This is a genomic window from Pseudooceanicola nanhaiensis DSM 18065 (assembly GCF_000688295.1).
GTDB lineage: Bacteria > Pseudomonadota > Alphaproteobacteria > Rhodobacterales > Rhodobacteraceae > Pseudooceanicola > Pseudooceanicola nanhaiensis.
This window is the reverse complement of record NZ_JHZF01000011.1, coordinates 682,632-698,305: the sequence shown is the minus strand read 5'-3', so window position 1 is coordinate 698,305 and position 15,674 is coordinate 682,632. Positions and strand designations below refer to the sequence as shown.

At 66.7% G+C, this 15,674-nt stretch carries 12 protein-coding genes; 4 read left to right on the top strand and 8 right to left on the bottom strand.

Annotated elements, in window-relative coordinates; genetic code table 11:
• Nucleotides 1–119: 119 nt before the first annotated feature.
• The 6 genes from Q344_RS0104295 to Q344_RS0104270 form a co-directional block, all read right to left on the bottom strand.
• The gene (locus Q344_RS0104295) at nucleotides 120–710 is read right to left on the bottom strand and encodes an SAM-dependent methyltransferase (protein WP_028285586.1); all 591 of its coding nucleotides are present in this window, start codon (nucleotides 708–710) and stop codon (nucleotides 120–122) included.
• Nucleotides 710–1,873, bottom strand: coding sequence for a M20 aminoacylase family protein (locus Q344_RS0104290; protein ID WP_028285585.1), 1,164 nt, complete (start codon nucleotides 1,871–1,873; stop codon nucleotides 710–712). Before Q344_RS0104290 ends, Q344_RS0104295 begins: the two co-directional genes overlap by 1 nt.
• A 17-nt stretch (nucleotides 1,874–1,890) precedes the next feature.
• Complete coding sequence (locus Q344_RS0104285; RefSeq protein WP_028285584.1) at nucleotides 1,891–3,060, bottom strand: M20 aminoacylase family protein; 1,170 nt, start codon at nucleotides 3,058–3,060, stop codon at nucleotides 1,891–1,893.
• 15 nt (nucleotides 3,061–3,075) lie between these two features.
• Nucleotides 3,076–4,242, bottom strand: a complete 1,167-nt coding sequence (locus Q344_RS0104280; protein ID WP_028285583.1) for a M20 aminoacylase family protein — start codon at nucleotides 4,240–4,242, stop codon at nucleotides 3,076–3,078.
• Nucleotides 4,243–4,245: 3 nt separating this feature from the next.
• Entirely contained in the window at nucleotides 4,246–5,412 is a 1,167-nt protein-coding gene (gene argE, locus Q344_RS0104275) for an acetylornithine deacetylase (RefSeq protein WP_028285582.1), read from the bottom strand.
• 245 nt (nucleotides 5,413–5,657) lie between these two features.
• Entirely contained in the window at nucleotides 5,658–7,481 is a 1,824-nt protein-coding gene (locus tag Q344_RS0104270) for an ABC transporter ATP-binding protein (RefSeq protein WP_028285581.1), read from the bottom strand.
• Between the two features lie 261 nt (nucleotides 7,482–7,742).
• Between Q344_RS0104270 and Q344_RS0104265 the strand changes: the two genes are divergently transcribed.
• The 4 genes from Q344_RS0104265 to Q344_RS0104250 all read left to right on the top strand — a co-directional run bounded on the left by Q344_RS0104265 (nucleotide 7,743) and on the right by Q344_RS0104250 (nucleotide 12,383).
• Nucleotides 7,743–9,452, top strand: a complete 1,710-nt coding sequence (locus Q344_RS0104265; RefSeq protein WP_028285580.1) for a peptide ABC transporter substrate-binding protein — start codon at nucleotides 7,743–7,745, stop codon at nucleotides 9,450–9,452.
• A 91-nt stretch (nucleotides 9,453–9,543) separates the two neighbouring features.
• Entirely contained in the window at nucleotides 9,544–10,551 is a 1,008-nt protein-coding gene (locus Q344_RS0104260; protein WP_028285579.1) for an ABC transporter permease, read from the top strand.
• Nucleotides 10,544–11,521, top strand: a complete 978-nt coding sequence (locus Q344_RS0104255; RefSeq protein ID WP_028285578.1) for an ABC transporter permease — start codon at nucleotides 10,544–10,546, stop codon at nucleotides 11,519–11,521. Before Q344_RS0104260 ends, Q344_RS0104255 begins: the two co-directional genes overlap by 8 nt.
• Nucleotides 11,522–11,594: 73 nt before the next feature.
• On the top strand, nucleotides 11,595–12,383 hold the full coding sequence (locus tag Q344_RS0104250) for a MauE/DoxX family redox-associated membrane protein (protein WP_028285577.1): 789 nt from the start codon (nucleotides 11,595–11,597) through the stop codon (nucleotides 12,381–12,383).
• Nucleotides 12,384–12,574: 191 nt separating this feature from the next.
• On the opposite strand, the gene Q344_RS0104245 is transcribed toward Q344_RS0104250, so the two are convergent.
• Both Q344_RS0104245 and Q344_RS0104240 read right to left on the bottom strand, forming a co-directional pair.
• Nucleotides 12,575–14,074, bottom strand: a complete 1,500-nt coding sequence (locus Q344_RS0104245) for an NAD(P)(+) transhydrogenase (Re/Si-specific) subunit beta (protein WP_028285576.1) — start codon at nucleotides 14,072–14,074, stop codon at nucleotides 12,575–12,577.
• Nucleotides 14,075–14,089: 15 nt separating this feature from the next.
• Nucleotides 14,090–15,664: a Re/Si-specific NAD(P)(+) transhydrogenase subunit alpha gene (locus Q344_RS0104240; protein WP_028285575.1), complete on the bottom strand. Its 1,575-nt coding sequence runs from the start codon at nucleotides 15,662–15,664 to the stop codon at nucleotides 14,090–14,092.
• Nucleotides 15,665–15,674: the final 10 nt, after the last annotated feature.

The following is a 15,674-nucleotide window of genomic DNA, read 5'->3' as shown; positions in this document are numbered from 1 at the left end:
GACTCAGGCGACCCGCGCCCTGCCCTTCCTCTTGCCCGAAATATCCTGGGGGAGCTCGAGGGGGTGAAACCCCCTCGTCAGCAAGAATGGATCATGTGCGCCGCAGGCGCGCCTTTCGGTCAGGCCCGGGCGATCAGGTCGATCAGCGCGGAGCGGCCGGAATGGCCCCGGCCTTCCTGCACGTCGCGCTCGTAGGAGGCGAGGCGCTCGATCTGCAGGCCGGTGAAGGCCGCGCGCAGCAGGGCCTCGTCATACATATGCGCAGGATCGGGCGGGCCGCCGGTGCCGAGCTCGACCTGCGGCGGGCGGTAGCCGTGCAGGAGCAGACGGCCGCCGGGCGCGAGCGCGCGGCGGAGGTCGGCGAACTGGCGGCGCCGGAACTCGGGCTCCGCGAACTGGATGAAGATGCCGACGACGAGGTCGTAGCGGCCCGACCAGTCCCAGCCCTCCCAGTCCGAGACATGGGCGTCGAGCCTCACGCCCCGCTCCGCCGCCAGGGCGCGCGCCCGGGCCACGGCCGTGGGTGCCGGATCGAAGGTCGTCACCGACAGCCCCTGCCCGGCCAGCCAGCAGCCGTTCCGGCCCTCGCCGTCCGCCACGCAGAGCGCGGTCTTCGCGCCATCAGCCAGCCACGGGTTCTCCGTCAGCACCGCGGCGGGCGCGGTGCCGAAGAGGTAGTCCCCCGTGCCGCTGTAGCGTTCCTCCCACATCAGGCGGCCGGCATCCGTTTCTCGACGATCTCGGCCCACCAGGAGCAGCCGGCGGGGATCGCCTCGTCGTTGAAGTTGTAATCCGGCGTGTGGACCGGGGCGCTGTCGCCGTTGCCGACGAGGATGTAGGCGCCGGGGCGTTCGTTCAGCATGTAGGCGAAGTCCTCGCCGCCCATGGTGATCTCGGCCAGGTCGCACTTGCCCGCGACGCCGGCGGCGACCTCGGCCGCGAATGCGGTCTGCGCCTCGGAATTCACCATCGGCGGATAGCCCGGCCGCCAGTCAATCTCAGCCTCGCAGCCATAGGCCGCGCAGGTGGCGGTGCAGATCGCCTTGAACCGCTCCTCGGCGAGTTTCTTGGTCTCGGGCGTCAGCGTCCGGATCGTGCCGCGGATGGTCACGCTGGGCGGGATCACGTTGAAGGCCTTGGACGCGGTCTCGAACGACGTCACCGAGACGACGATCTGCTCCACCGGGTCCACGTTGCGGGACGCGATGGTCTGCAGGGCCAGAACGAGCTGGGAGGTCGCGACGGTCGGGTCGATCGTCTCGTTGGGCTTCGCGGCATGGCCGCCGCTGCCCTGCACGACCACCTCGAACTGGTCGGTCCCGGCGAAGAACGGCCCCGGACGGATCGCGAACTGGCCCAGAGGCACGCCGGGCCAGTTGTGCATGCCGTAGACTTCCTGGATGCCGTACTTGTCCATCATCCCGTCCTCGCACATCTCCCGGCCACCGCCGCCGCCTTCCTCGGCGGGCTGGAAGATCACCACGACGGTGCCGTCGAAATTGCGCGTCTCGGCGAGGTACTTGGCCGCACCCAGAAGCATCGCCGTGTGGCCGTCATGGCCGCAGGCATGCATCGCGCCGGGGGTCTTCGAGGCATAGTCGAGCCCCGTCGCCTCGAGGATCGGCAGCGCGTCCATGTCGGCGCGCAGCCCGATGACCTTGCCGGAGGTGTCGGTCTTCCCCTTGATGACCCCGACGACGCCGGTCCGGCCGACGCCGGTCTCGATGCTGTCGACACCGAATTCCTTCAGCTTTTCGGCCACGACGCCCGCGGTGCGGACCGTGTCGAAGAGGATCTCGGGGTTCTCGTGCAGGTCGCGGCGCCAGGCGGTGATGTCGGCCTGAAGCTCGGCGAAACGGTTCTTGATGGGCATTCGTCTTTCCTTCTCGATCAGGCCGCGGGCATCCGGCGTTCGGCCATTTCGGCCAGCCAGGAGCATCCGGCGGGGATCGCCTCGTCGTTGAAATCGTATTCCGGGTGGTGGACGTTGGGGCGCCCCTCGCCGATGCCGAGGAAGATGTAGGCGCCGGGACGCTCCTCGAGCATGAAGGCGAAATCCTCGCCGCCCATGAGCTGCGGCGTGTCGCGGTCCACCCCGCCCGAGATCGCCTCGGCCGCGGCCGCCGCGTATTCCGTCTCGGTCTCGTGGTTGACCGTCACCGGGTAGCCGCGGCGATAGTCGATCTCGGCCTTCGCGCCGAAGGCCTCGGCGACCGAGGTCACCAGCGGCTTGAACCGGTCCTCGGCGAGGTCGCGGACGGCCGGATCGAGCGTCCGGATCGTGCCCTTGAGGTGCACGTTGTCCGAGATCACGTTGTAGGCGTCGGTCTCGGTGCGGAACGAGGTGACCGAGATCACCAGCTGCTTCACCGGGTCGAGGTTGCGGCTCTTGATCGACTGGAGCGCCTGCACGACGTTCGAGGCCGCGACCACCGGGTCCACCGTCTTGTTCGGCATTGCGGCATGGCCGCCGACGCCGCGGATGATGACGTCGAACTCGTCGGCCGAGGCCATGACGGCGCCCGGGCGGATGTGGAACGAGCCCACCGGATGGCCCGGCATGTTGTGCAGGCCATAGACCTCCTGCACGTTCCACCGCTCCATCATCCCGTCCTCGCACATGGCGCGGCCCCCGGCGCCGCCCTCTTCGGCGGGCTGGAAGATCACCACGGCGGTGCCGTCGAAGCGGCGGGTCTCGCAGAGGTATTTCGCGGCGCCCAGAAGCATCGCGGTGTGGCCGTCATGGCCGCAGGCGTGGGAGGCGCCGGGCACCTTCGAGGCATAGGGCTTGCCGGACATGTCGGGCATCGGCAGCGCGTCCATGTCGGCGCGCAGCCCCACGACCCTGCCCTTGGTGTCCGTCTGGCCCTTGATGATCCCCACGACGCCCGTGCGGCCGATCCCCTCGACCACCTCGTCGCAGCCGAAGGCGCGCAGCTTCTCGGCCACGATCCCGGCGGTGCGGTGGACCTCGTAGAGGATCTCGGGGTTCTCGTGGAAATCGCGGCGCCAGGCGGTGATTTCCTCGTGCATCTCGGCGAAACGGTTCTTCACTGGCATCTGTCTTCGTCCTTCTCAGGCGGCGGGCATGCGCCGCTCGACCATCTCTGCGAACCAGGAACACCCGGCGGGGATGGCGTCGTCGTTGAAATTGTACTCGGGGTGGTGGAGCGGCGCGCTGTCGCCGTTGCCGAGCGAGATATAGGCCCCGGGCCGGCGCTCCAGCAGGTAGGCGAAGTCCTCGCCGCCGAGCCGCGCGGGGGCGTTCACGTCCACCTCCGCCGAGACGGCCCTCGCCGCCTCGGCCGCGAAGTCGATGTTGTCGTCGTGGTTCACCAGCACCGGGTAGCCGCGTTCGTAGTCGATCTCGGCCTCGGCGCCGAAGGCCGCGCAGGTGTTCTCGACGATGGCGCGGAAGCGGGGTTCGACCTGTTCGCGCACCTCCGGGTCGAGCGTGCGGATCGTGCCGCGAAGCTTGACCGACATCGGGATGACGTTGTGCGCCTCGCTGTCCGATCTCAGCGTGCAGATCGAGACGACGACCTCCTTCACCGGGTCGATGTTGCGCGAGGCGATGGATTGCAGCGCGACGATCACGTGGCCCGCCGTCACCACCGGGTCGATGGCGAGCTGCGGCCGCGCGGCGTGGCCGCCCTTGCCCTTGATGATGACGTCGAACTGGTCGGCCGAGGCCATGGTCGGGCCCTTCCGCATCGCGAAGGTGCCGACGGGCAGACCGGGCGCGTTGTGGAGGCCGTAGACCTCCTGGATGTTCCATTTCTCGAGCATCCCGTCCTCGCACATGGCAAGGCCGCCTGCCCCGCCTTCCTCGGCGGGCTGGAAGATCATGATCGCGGTGCCGTCGAAATTGCGGGTCTCGGCGAGGTATTTCGCCGTCCCGAGCAGGATCGCGGTGTGACCGTCATGGCCGCAGGCGTGCATCTTGCCCGGCGTCTGCGAGGCATAGTCGAGCCCGGTGATCTCGTTGATCGGCAGCGCGTCCATGTCGGCGCGCAGGCCGATGACCTTGCCCGAGCTGTCGGTCCTGCCCTTGATGACGGCAACGACGCCGGTGCGGCCGACGCCCTCGATCACCTCGTCGACGCCGAATTCGCGCAGCTTCTCGGCCACCTTCCCGGCGGTGCGGTGCACGTCGTAGAGCAGTTCGGGGTTGCGGTGGAAGTCCTGCCGCCACTCCGCGATCTCGGCCTGCAGTTCGGCGAAACGGTTACGGATGGGCATGGGTCAGGACTCCTTCAGTGTCTCGAGCAGGCGCTGCATGAAGGCGTGGCCCTTCTCGAATTCTTCGACGGTGATGTATTCGTCAGGCTGGTGCGCCTGCGCGATGTCGCCGGGCCCGCAGACCACGGCGGAAAACCCGTGCGCCTGGAAATACCCCGCCTCGGTGCCGTAGCTGACGACATGGGTGCCATTGTCGCCGGTCAGGCGGCGGGCGAGCTCCTCGGCGGCGCCATTCTCCTCGGGCGTCAGGCCCTTTCCGCTGAATTTCTCGGAGACCTCGATCCAGGCCTCGGGGCGGACCTTCGTGATCTCGGCATTGATCCGGTCGACCTCTGCCAGGAAGCGCGCGCCCCATTCCTCGGGATCGTCGCCCGGCACGCAGCGGAAGGTCAGGACGAATTCGCAGTCCTTTGCCGTGATGTTGTGCGCCGTGCCGCCCGAGATCATGCCGACATGCACGTTGGTCCAGGGCGGATCGAAGAGCGCGTCCACCCCCTCGGGCGTCTTCGCCATGCCTTCGGCGTTCATCGCGTTCGCCCACATGATGAGCCGCGCGCCTTCCATGATGGCCGAGACGCCCTTGTAGGCGATCGAGGAATGGACCTCGAAACCGTGGACATGGACGGCGTAGCCCTTGCCCGACTTGTGGCCGGTGACGACCTCCATGGTGGAAGGCTCGCCGATGATGGCGACATCGCCCTTGGGGAAATTCGGCAGCGCGTCGCGGATCAGGGGATCGACGCCGATCAGGCCGACCTCCTCGTCATAGGTGAGCGCGAGCTGCAGCGGGCGCTTCACGCCGGCATATTGCGCCTCGACCACCGCCCAGATGGCGAGCGCGTCGAAACCCTTCATGTCGACGCAGCCGCGGCCGTAATACTTGCCGTCGCGCTCCTCGACCACCCAGGGGTCCGAGGACCAGTCCTGCCCGTCCACCGGCACCACGTCGGTGTGCCCGGACAGGACCACCGCGCCCTCGACCTCGGGCCCGGCATGGGCCCAGAGACCGGCCTTCGGTTCGTCGGGGTGCAGGTGGCGGAAGGTCTTGACGCCGTGAGAGGTGAGATAGTCCTCGACCCAGTCGATCAGGGGGATGTTGGTATCTCGGCTCACTGTCGGGAAGCTGACAAGCTTCTCCATGATCTCGTAGGGCGTCAGACGGTCAGTCATCTTCGGTCTTTCCTGTCGTTTTCCGGCCGGGTCTTCCCGGCCATGATCCTTCGGCCGCGGCGCGCACCACGGCGCGCCGCGCGGCCGGGTCGCTCCGGCAATCCGGACCGATCCGCGTCGGGGTTGCAAGTCGTCGGGCCGGCAAAGCCGGGCGTGCAGGTATCTTCGGGGCGGGCGAGGTGCCGGAGGGTCATTCCGGCTCCTGGCAGATATCCGTCCTGCGCGCCCTGCCCGTCATGACGTGATCAATACCCGCTGTCGGTGATGAGCACGTAATGGTCGTCCTCGCCGATCTGGCGATAGACCGAGGGCTCGGGTTCGTAGTCGAGGCCGTGGATCGGCGAAGGGATCGGCTTGAAGTTCAGCTCGCTTTCCTTCTTCCGCCGGTGCGGGTCGGCGACCGGCACGGCCTTCATCAGGGCCTGCGTGTAGGGGTGCTGCGGGTTCTCGAAGACCGCCTGGCGCGAGCCGATCTCGACAATCCGGCCGAGGTACATCACGCCGACCCGGTGGCTGACGCGTTCGACGACGGCCATGTCGTGGCTGATGAAGAGGAACGAGATCCCCATCTCTGCCTGCAATTCCATCATCAGGTTCAGCACCTGCGCCTGCACGCTGACGTCAAGCGCCGAGACCGCCTCGTCCGCGACGATGAGCTTGGGGTTCAGCGCGAGCGCGCGGGCGATGGCCACCCGCTGGCGCTGGCCGCCCGACAGCTCGTGCGGGTAGCGGCGCATGAAGTTGCGCGGCAGTTCCACCCGGTCGAAGAGCATCTCGATCCGCTTGTGCATGTCGGCGCCCTTGTGGGTGCCGTAATTGCGCATCGGCTCGGCCACCTGGTCGGACAGGTTCATCTGCGGGTTCAGCGAGGCGAAGGGATCCTGGAAGATCATCTGCATGTCGAGCCGGGCCTTGCGCAGCCCCTGCTGCCCGAGCGCGATGATGTCCTTGCCGTCCAGCCAGACGTGGCCCGAATTCGGTTCGACCAGCCGCAGGACCGAGCGGCCGCAGGTGGATTTCCCGCAGCCCGATTCACCGACGAGGCTGAGGGTCTGGCCCTTGTTGATGACGAAGGAGACATCCTCGACCGCGTGGACCTGCGCCACAGTGCTGCGGAAGAACCCGCCCTTCACGGCAAACCGGGTGGTGAGGTTGCGCACCTCGAGCAGCGGACGGTTCTCGCCCGGGATCGGGGCGATCTTCTGGTCCACCGCGCCGAAGAGCTTCATCGGCTCGGGCAGCGGCTTGCCGGTCATCTCGCCCAGCTTCGGCACCGCCGCCAGCAGCGCCTTGGTGTATTCGTGCTGCGGGTTCTCGAAGATCTGCTCGACCGGGCCTTCCTCGACCTTGTTGCCGCGGAACATGACGACCACGCGATCGGCCATCTGCGCCACGACGGCCATGTCGTGGGTGATGAACATGACGGCCGTGCCGGTCTCGTTCTTCAGCCGGTTCACCAGCGCGAGGATCTCGGCCTGGATCGTCACGTCGAGCGCGGTGGTCGGCTCGTCCGCGATCAGCAGGCGCGGCTCGCAGGCCAGCGCCATGGCGATCACCACGCGCTGGCGCATGCCGCCGGACAATTCGTGCGGGTACTGGTTCAGCCGCCGCTCGGGTTCCGGGATGCGCACCTGCTTCATCAGCTCGAGCGCGCGGGCCCTGGCCTCGTCCTTGGACATCCCCATGTGGACGCGCAGCCCCTCGGTCAGCTGCTTGCCGACGGTGAAGACCGGGTTCAGCGCGGTCATCGGCTCCTGGAAGATCATGCCGATCTCGTTGCCGCGAATCGTCTTCATCAGGTCGGGCGCGGCCGTGGCGAGATCCAGTTCCTGGCCGTCCTTGCGGTCGAAGATCATCCGGCCGCCGGCGATCGTCCCGCCGCCATATTCCACGAGCCGCATGAGCGAGAGCGAGGACACCGATTTGCCGGACCCGGATTCGCCCACGACCGCGACCGTCTCGCCCGGACGGATCGAGAACGACACGTCCTCGACGCCGACGACGGTTCCGTCCTTGGTCTCGAACTCGACCCTCAGGTTCTCGATACGGGCAAGCGCTTGGTCCAGCATGTGGCATGTCCTTGTCACGGAATGGACAGACGCTAGCGATCATCTTGTGCGAATGTCAAACGACGCGTCCCGCTCTCCTAGCGTCAGGTGAAGGCCGGGCTTGCATTTTAATCGGAACCCGTTTTCGATGAGTCGCATCCGTGGGGAGGGGTCGGAAGGCCTTTCGGGAAGTCTGGACTCTGGCCGCCGTCCACGGGCAAAACGCCGGAATCCGAAGCCCGGTCCGTCAAGAGACCGGAGCACACCAACTAGGAGTGTGACATGAACGTCAAAACGCTATTGCTGGGCGCGGCCGCTTCGCTCGCCCTCGCCCCGGCGGCTTACGCCGAGCGAGGGGCCGACGGCCACCTCAACATCATCTACTGGCAGGCGCCGTCGACGATGAACCCCTTCCTTTCGGGCGGCACGAAAGAGGTCGAGGCCTCTTCCATGGTCATCGAACCGCTGATCCGCTTCGACGAGAAGGGCGAGATGGTCCCGATGCTGGTCTCCGAGATTCCGACCGTCGAGAACGGTGGCGTCGCCGAGGACCTGAAGTCCATCACCTACAAGCTGAAGGAAGGCGTCAAGTGGTCCGACGGCTCCGACTTCACCGCTGAGGACGTCGTCTTCACCTGGGAATACTGCACCCACCCCGAAGGCGGCTGCGCGCAATCGTCCTACTTCGACGGTGTCGCCAGCGTCGAGGCGCCGGACCCGCTGACCGTCAAGGTCAACTTCACCGAGCCCAAGCCCTTCCCCTACACCGCCTTCGTCGGTTCTGAATCCCCGGTCATCCAGAAGGCCCAGTTCTCCGAGTGCCTCGGCGCGAAAGCCCCGGAATGCACCGATGCGAACTTCGGCCCGATCGGCACCGGCCCGTTCACCGTGGACGAGTTCAAGCCGAACGACGTGATCTCGCTCTCGGCCAACGAGAACTATCGTGAGGCCGACAAGCCGGCCTTCGCGACCGTCACGCTCAAGGGCGGCGGCGATGCGGCGGCCGCGGCACGCGCCGTGCTCGAGACCGGCGAATTCGACTACGCCTGGAACCTCCAGCTCGCGCCGGAAGTGCTCGAGAAGATGGAGGCCGCCGGCAAGGGCGAGGTCGTCGTGGCCTTCGGCACCTCGGTCGAGCGTCTCCACCTGAACCAGACCAACGCCGACTCGAGCCTCGGGCCGGACGAGCGTTCGGTCTTCATGAACGGCGAGAACAAGCACCCGTTCCTGACCGATCCGGCCGTCGGCAAGGCCCTCTCCATGGCCATCGACCGCCAGCTGCTGGTCGACGTGGGCTACGGCAAGGCCGGCAAGGCGACCTGCAACGTCCTGCCCGCACCCGAGGCCTATGCCTCGACCGCCAATGACGACTGCCTGACGCAGGACATCGAAGGCGCGAAGAAGGTGCTGGAAGACGCCGGCTGGGTGGCGGGCGCCGATGGCGTGCGCGAGAAGGACGGCATGCGTCTTTCGGTGCTCTACCAGACCTCGACCAACGCCGTCCGTCAGGACACCCAGGCGCTGGTGAAGCAGTGGTGGAACGAGATCGGCGTCGAGACCGAGCTGCGCAACGTCGACGCGTCGGTCTTCTTCGGCGGTGATCCGTCCTCGCCGGACACCTTCCAGAAGTTCTACGCCGACATCGAGATGTACACGAACAACTTCGCGGGCGTCGACCCCGAGGCGTACATGGCGAACTGGCGCTGCTCCGAGATCCCGACGCCCAAGACCCAGTGGCAGGGCTCGAACATCCAGCGCTTCTGCGACCCGGCCTACGACGAGATCGTGACCGAGATGTCGAAGACGGCAGACCTCGAGACCCGGGGCGAGCTGGCCAAGCAGATGAACGACATGATCGTTCAGGGCTACTCGATCATCCCGCTGATCCACCGCGGTGGTCAGTCGGCCCACGCAAAGACCCTGGCCGGCGTCAAGATGACCGACTGGGATTCCGAGCTGTGGAACATCGCTGACTGGCATCGGGTCGAGTGATCCGGACCAATCCGGGGGGGCGGCGCGACCGCCCCCCCGTTTCCATTTCCGCCATATGCAATGCCGAGTTAGTAGAAGGCGAGCCGCCTGAATGTTGACCTATTTCACCCGTAGGCTTCTGCTCGCGATTCCGACGCTCCTGTTCATCGGTCTCGTGATTTTCCTGCTGCTGGACCTCGCCCCCGGCGATCCCACGGCCCAGCTTCCCCTCACCATCCCGCCCGCGGTCCGCGAACAGATCCGGATCTCGCTCGGCCTTGGCGAACCGCTTCCGATCCGCTTCTTCAAGTGGATGTACCAGTTCTTCATCGTCGAGCCGCAGGTCGTCATCGACAGCATCTTCGGCACCAGCTTCTCGGCCGGCGACGCCCGCGTGCTGTCGTGGCAGACGCGCTCCCCGGTGATGGACATTGTCTGGCAGCGTATCCCGCAGACCCTCTGGGTCGTCGGCACCGCCTATGTGGTCGCGATCATCATCGCCCTGCCCATCGGGATCTACTCGGCCTACCGGCAGTATTCGATCTTCGACAACGTGGGGACGTTCATCACGATGATCGGCTTCTCGGTCCCGCCCTTCTTCTCGGGCGTGCTGGTGATCGTGATCTTCTCGGTGAACCTCGGCTGGTTCCCCTCGATCTATGACACGACACTGGTGGTCAACGACTGGGACAGCTTCATGCAGCAGCTCCAGCAGATGATCCTGCCGGTGATGGTGCTCGCGCTGCAGATCACCTCGCAGCTCTCGCGCTTCATGCGGGCCTCGATGCTGGACAACCTGAACCAGGATTACGTCCGCACCGCCCGGGCCAAGGGCCTCGGCGAGAAGAGCGTCGTGCTCGTGCACGTCCTGCGCAACTCGATGATCCCGGTGGTCACGGTGATCGCCCTCGGCATCCCGCAGATCTTCGGCGGCGCCATCATCACCGAGCAGGTCTTCAAGGTGAACGGGATCGGCCAGCTGCTGATCACCGCGATCCAGGCGAACGACGTGCCGCTGGTGCAGACGCTGACCTTCATCTTCGCGATCCTGATCGTGCTCTTCAACCTGATCGCCGACGTCCTTTACGGCCTCCTCGACCCGCGGATTCGCTATGACTGACGAAAAGCACCCTGCCACCGAGAACATGGCGCCGATCGGCGCCGTCCCGTCGGGCGACGGTGTGCTCGACACCGGCCCGATGCCCACCAACCCGCCCCGCAGCCAGTGGCGCGAGGTCTGGGGGCAGTTCATCCGCCACAAGGGCGCCGTCGCCGGCGGGATCGTGTTCCTGGTCATCCTGATCGGGGTCTTCATCGGCCCCTACATCTGGACCATCGACCCCAGCTACATCGACATCCGCGCCCGCAATCAGGGCCCGAGCCTGGCGCATCCCTTCGGGACCGACCAGCTGGGCCGCGACATGCTGGCCCGGATGATGGCGGGCGGGCAGACCTCGATGCTGGTCGGGATCGTCGCGATGCTCATCGCGCTGTTCCTCGGCACGCTGATCGGGGTCGTCGCGGGCTATTACCGCAAGCTCGACGGCGTGCTGATGCGGATGACGGACCTGTTCCTCGCCCTGCCCCTGCTGCCGCTGCTGCTGGTCATGGTGATGCTGTTCCGGGATTCCCTGTCCAAGGCCTTCGGCCCCGAGACCGGCATCTTCATCCTGATGGTCACGGCCATCGGCATCACCTCGTGGATGCCGACCGCGCGGATCGTGCGCGGCGACGTGCTCGCCCTGAAGGAGCGGGAATTCGTGCTCGCCGCGCGCTCGATCGGGACGCGGAACGGCATGCTGATCGGGCGGCACATCCTGCCCAACGTGATCTCGCCCATCGTGGTCTCGGCCACGCTGGGGATCGCCAACGCGATCATCACCGAAAGCTCGCTGTCCTTCCTCGGGCTCGGCTTCCCGCCGGACTTCCCGACCTGGGGGCGGCTCCTGTTCGACGGCGTCGACTACATGCAGCAATACCCCGAGCGGGTGATCCTGCCCGGCCTCGCCATCTCGCTCACCGTGCTCTCGGTGAACTACCTCGGCGACGGTCTGCGCGACGCGCTCGACCCGCGCATCCGGGGGCGCTGAGGCGCCAGCGGAACGGTTCGGCGGGGCTCCACGTTGATCTCGGGATATCCGAGACACAGGACGGAGCCCCGCCATGACCGACACCACCCTCTCCCAGAGCCGATCCGACCCGAAGGCCGACGCGAAACCCCGCGCGGTCCTCTATCGCATGGTGATGCCGGATCACCTCTGTCCCTTCGGGCGGAAATCGAAGTGGCTGCTGGAGCACGAAGGCTACGAGGTCGAGGATCACCACCTCACCACCCGCGCCGAAACCGACGCCTTCATGGAGAAGCACGGGGTAAAGACCACGCCCCAGACCTTCATCGGCGGCGAGCGGATCGGCGGCTACGACGACCTGCGCGCCTTCTTCGGGCAGGCGCTGAAGGGCGAGGACGAGACCTCCTACCGCCCGGTGATCGCGATCTTCGCAACCGGCTTCCTGATGGCGCTCGCCGTCATGTGGCTCGCCGGCGCGCCGCTCGTCTCGCTCCGGACGCTCACCACCTTCATCGCGATCTCGATGGTCCTGCTCGGCATTCAGAAGCTGCAGGACGTCGAGAGCTTCTCGACCATGTTCCTGAACTACGACCTGCTCGCGCGGAAATGGGTCCCCTACGGCTACGTCTACCCCTACGGAGAGACACTGGCGGGCCTGCTGATGATCGCGGGCGTGCTGCCCTGGCTCTCGGGGCCGCTGGCGCTCTTCATCGGGACGGTCGGGGCGGTCTCCGTCTTCAAGGCGGTCTACATCGACAAGCGCGAGCTGAAATGCGCCTGCGTCGGCGGCGGCTCGAACGTGCCGCTCGGCTTCGTCTCGCTGACCGAGAACCTCATGATGATGGTCATGGGCGCCTGGACGCTGGCGAAGCTGGTGATCTGACCGCGGGACCTGCGCCCGGCAGGACCGTCAGGCGGACCTTGGCCGCACGGCTTCCGGCCCGATCTGCTCCAGGCCCGCATCTTCATCTTTCCGGAAATACTCCGGGGTCCGGGGCAGCGCCCCGGATCTTTCCACACAGGAAAAGGGCGGCCCCCGGGGGACCGCCCTTTCCTTCATCCCGAGGGATCGGCTCAGCCCAGCTTGTTCAGCAGCGCGCCGATCGAGTCCTTCGCGTCGCCGTAATACATCCGCGTGTTGTCCTTGTAGAACAGCGGGTTCTCGATGCCGGAATAGCCGGTCCCCTGCCCGCGCTTGGACACGAAGACGGTCTTGGCCTTCCAGACCTCGAGCACCGGCATCCCGGCGATCGGCGAATTCGGATCGTCCTGCGCCGCCGGGTTCACGATGTCGTTCGAGCCGATGACGATGACGACGTCCGTATCGGGGAAATCGTCGTTGATCTCGTCCATCTCGAGCACGATGTCATAGGGCACCTTGGCCTCGGCCAGGAGCACGTTCATGTGCCCCGGCAGACGGCCCGCCACGGGGTGGATCGCGAAACGCACCTCCTTGCCCTGCCCGCGCAGCTTGCGGGTCAGCTCGGCCACGTTCTGCTGCGCCTGCGCCACCGCCATGCCGTAGCCCGGCACGATGATCACGCTGTCGGCCTCTTCGAGCGCCTGGGCCACGCCGTCGACGTCGATCGCCACCTGCTCGCCCTCGACCTCCATCGCCGGGCCGCCGGTCGAACCGAAGCCGCCGAGGATCACCGAGACGAAGCTCCGGTTCATCGCCTTGCACATGATGTAGGACAGGATCGCACCCGAGGAGCCGACGAGCGCACCGACCACGATGAGGAGGTCGTTGCCGAGGCTGAAGCCGATCGCCGCCGCCGCCCAGCCCGAATACGAGTTGAGCATCGAGACGACCACCGGCATGTCGGCGCCGCCGATGCCCATGATCAGGTGATAGCCGATGAAGAGCGCGCAGAGCGTCATGATGAAGAGCGGGAAGAAACCGCCCGACGACAGGTACCAGATCAGGCAGAGCACCGAGAGCGCCGCCGCGGCCGCGTTCAGGAGATGGCCGCCCGGCAGCTTGGTCGCCGCCGAGGTCACCCTGCCAGCCAGCTTGCCGTAGGCGATCACCGAGCCGGTGAAGGTCACCGCGCCGATGAAGACGCCGAGGAAGAGCTCGACCCTGAGGATGTTGATCTCGACGCCCGTCTTGTGCGCGACGATGGCGGCGAAGCCGCGGAAGCCCTCCTCGACCGCGTGATAGCGCAGCGCGAGCTCGCCCGCGTAGCCCTCATGCGGCACCGGGAAGGGGATCCCGTTGTCGGCCATGATCGCGGCGACCCGGCCGATCTCGATATGCGCGTTGTAGCCCACGAAGACCGCCGCGAGACCGACCAGCGAATGCATCGCGGCGACCAGCTGCGGCATCTCGGTCATCTGGACGCGCTGCGCCACGTAGACCCCGCAGGCGCCGCCGGCCGCGATCAGGATCAGCGACAGCAGCCAGAAGCCGCTGCCCGGCCCGACGAGCGTCGCGACCACGGCGAGCGCCATGCCCACGATGCCGTACCAGACGGCCCGCTTGGCGCTCTCCTGGCCCGACAGACCGCCCAGCGAGAGGATGAAGAGAACGGCCGCGACCACGTAGGCCGCCGTTGTGAAACCGAAGTCCATGTCTCGACCTCCCGCTTACGATTTCTGGAACATGGCAAGCATGCGCCGTGTCAAGAGGAAACCCCCGAAGATGTTGATCCCGGCCATGAAGACCGACAGCGCCGCCAGCACGATCACGATGAAGCTCCCCGAGCCGATCTGCATCAGCGCGCCGAGGATGATGATCGAGGAGATCGCGTTGGTCACGGCCATCAGCGGCGTGTGCAGCGAATGGCTGACGTTCCAGATCACCTGGAAGCCGACGAAGACCGACAGCACGAAGACGATGAAGTGCTGCATGAAGCTCGCCGGCGCATAGAGACCGGCCAGCAGGATCAGACCGCCGCCGATGGCCAGAAGGCCGACCTGCTGCTTGGTCTGCGCCTTGAAGGCCGCGACCTCGTTGGCGCGGCGTTCCTCGGGCGTGAGCTCCTTCGGCTTCTCCTTGGGCTTCTGGGCCGCGATGGCCTGCACCTTCGGAGGCGGCGGGGGGAAGGTGATCTCGCCCGCGTGCGCGATGGTCGCGCCGCGGATCACGTCGTCTTCCATGTTGTGGTTGATCACCCCGTCCTTCTCGGGCGTCAGGTCCGTCAGCATGTGGCGCACGTTGGTCGCGTAGAGCGCCGAGGATTGCGTCGCCATCCGGCTCGGGAAATCCGTGTAGCCGACGATGGTCACGCCGTTGTCGGTCACGAGCTTCTCGTCCGGCCTGGTCAGTTCGCAGTTCCCGCCGCGCTCGGCGGCGAGGTCCACGATGACCGAACCCGGCTTCATCATCTCGACCATGTCCCTGGTCCAGAGCACCGGCGCGGGCCGGTTCGGGATGAGGGCGGTGGTGATGACGATGTCGATGTCGGGCGCCAGCTCGCGGAACTTCTTGAGCTGGGCCTCGCGGAACTCGGGGCTGGAGGGCGCCGCGTAGCCGCCGGTGGCCGCGCCGTCCTGCGCCGCCTCCTCGAAGTCGAGATAGACGAACTCGGCGCCCATCGACTCGATCTGCTCGGCCACTTCGGGCCGCACGTCGAAGGCGTAGGTGATCGCGCCCAGCGACGTCGAGGTGCCGATCGCGGCCAGACCCGCGACCCCGGCGCCGACGATCAGCACCTTGGCCGGAGGCACCTTGCCCGCGGCGGTCACCTGGCCGGTGAAGAAGCGGCCGAAGTTGTTGCCGGCCTCGATCACCGCGCGGTAGCCCGCGATATTGGCCATCGAGGACAGCGCGTCCATCTTCTGCGCGCGGCTGATGCGGGGCACCATGTCCATCGCGATGACGCTGGCGCCCTTGGACTTGCAGAGCTCCATCAGCGCTTCGTTCGATCCCGGGTAGAAGAACGAGATCAGCGTCTTGTCCGCGGTGAGGCGTCCGGCTTCCTCGTCCGAGGGCGGGCGCACCTTGGCGATGATGTCCGCCGTCTCCCAGAGGGCGGCGGCGCTGTCCAGCACGGTCACTCCGGCCTCTTCATAGGCGGAATCAAGGAACCCGGCCCTGACGCCGGCGCCGGTTTCGATGAAGCATTCGTGGCCCAGCTTCTGAAGCTGGAGGGCGGAATCCGGGGTCATCGCGACCCGCGCCTCCCCTTCGAACACTTCCTTTGGCGTTCCGATCTTCACGTCTGTCTTC

Excerpts from the sequence above, each read along its gene's own strand:
- Q344_RS0104295 (WP_028285586.1), bottom strand. The coding sequence starts at position 710 with ATGTGGGAGGAACGCTACAGCGGCACGGGGGACTACCTCTTCGGCACC.
- Q344_RS0104290 (WP_028285585.1), bottom strand. The coding sequence starts at position 1,873 with ATGCCCATCAAGAACCGTTTCGCCGAGCTTCAGGCCGACATCACCGCC.
- Q344_RS0104285 (WP_028285584.1), bottom strand. The coding sequence starts at position 3,060 with ATGCCAGTGAAGAACCGTTTCGCCGAGATGCACGAGGAAATCACCGCC.
- Q344_RS0104280 (WP_028285583.1), bottom strand. The coding sequence starts at position 4,242 with ATGCCCATCCGTAACCGTTTCGCCGAACTGCAGGCCGAGATCGCGGAG.
- argE (WP_028285582.1), bottom strand. The coding sequence starts at position 5,412 with ATGACTGACCGTCTGACGCCCTACGAGATCATGGAGAAGCTTGTCAGC.
- Q344_RS0104270 (WP_028285581.1), bottom strand. The coding sequence starts at position 7,481 with ATGCTGGACCAAGCGCTTGCCCGTATCGAGAACCTGAGGGTCGAGTTC.
- Q344_RS0104265 (WP_028285580.1), top strand. The coding sequence starts at position 7,743 with ATGAACGTCAAAACGCTATTGCTGGGCGCGGCCGCTTCGCTCGCCCTC.
- Q344_RS0104260 (WP_028285579.1), top strand. The coding sequence starts at position 9,544 with ATGTTGACCTATTTCACCCGTAGGCTTCTGCTCGCGATTCCGACGCTC.
- Q344_RS0104255 (WP_028285578.1), top strand. The coding sequence starts at position 10,544 with ATGACTGACGAAAAGCACCCTGCCACCGAGAACATGGCGCCGATCGGC.
- Q344_RS0104250 (WP_028285577.1), top strand. The coding sequence starts at position 11,595 with ATGACCGACACCACCCTCTCCCAGAGCCGATCCGACCCGAAGGCCGAC.
- Q344_RS0104245 (WP_028285576.1), bottom strand. The coding sequence starts at position 14,074 with ATGGACTTCGGTTTCACAACGGCGGCCTACGTGGTCGCGGCCGTTCTC.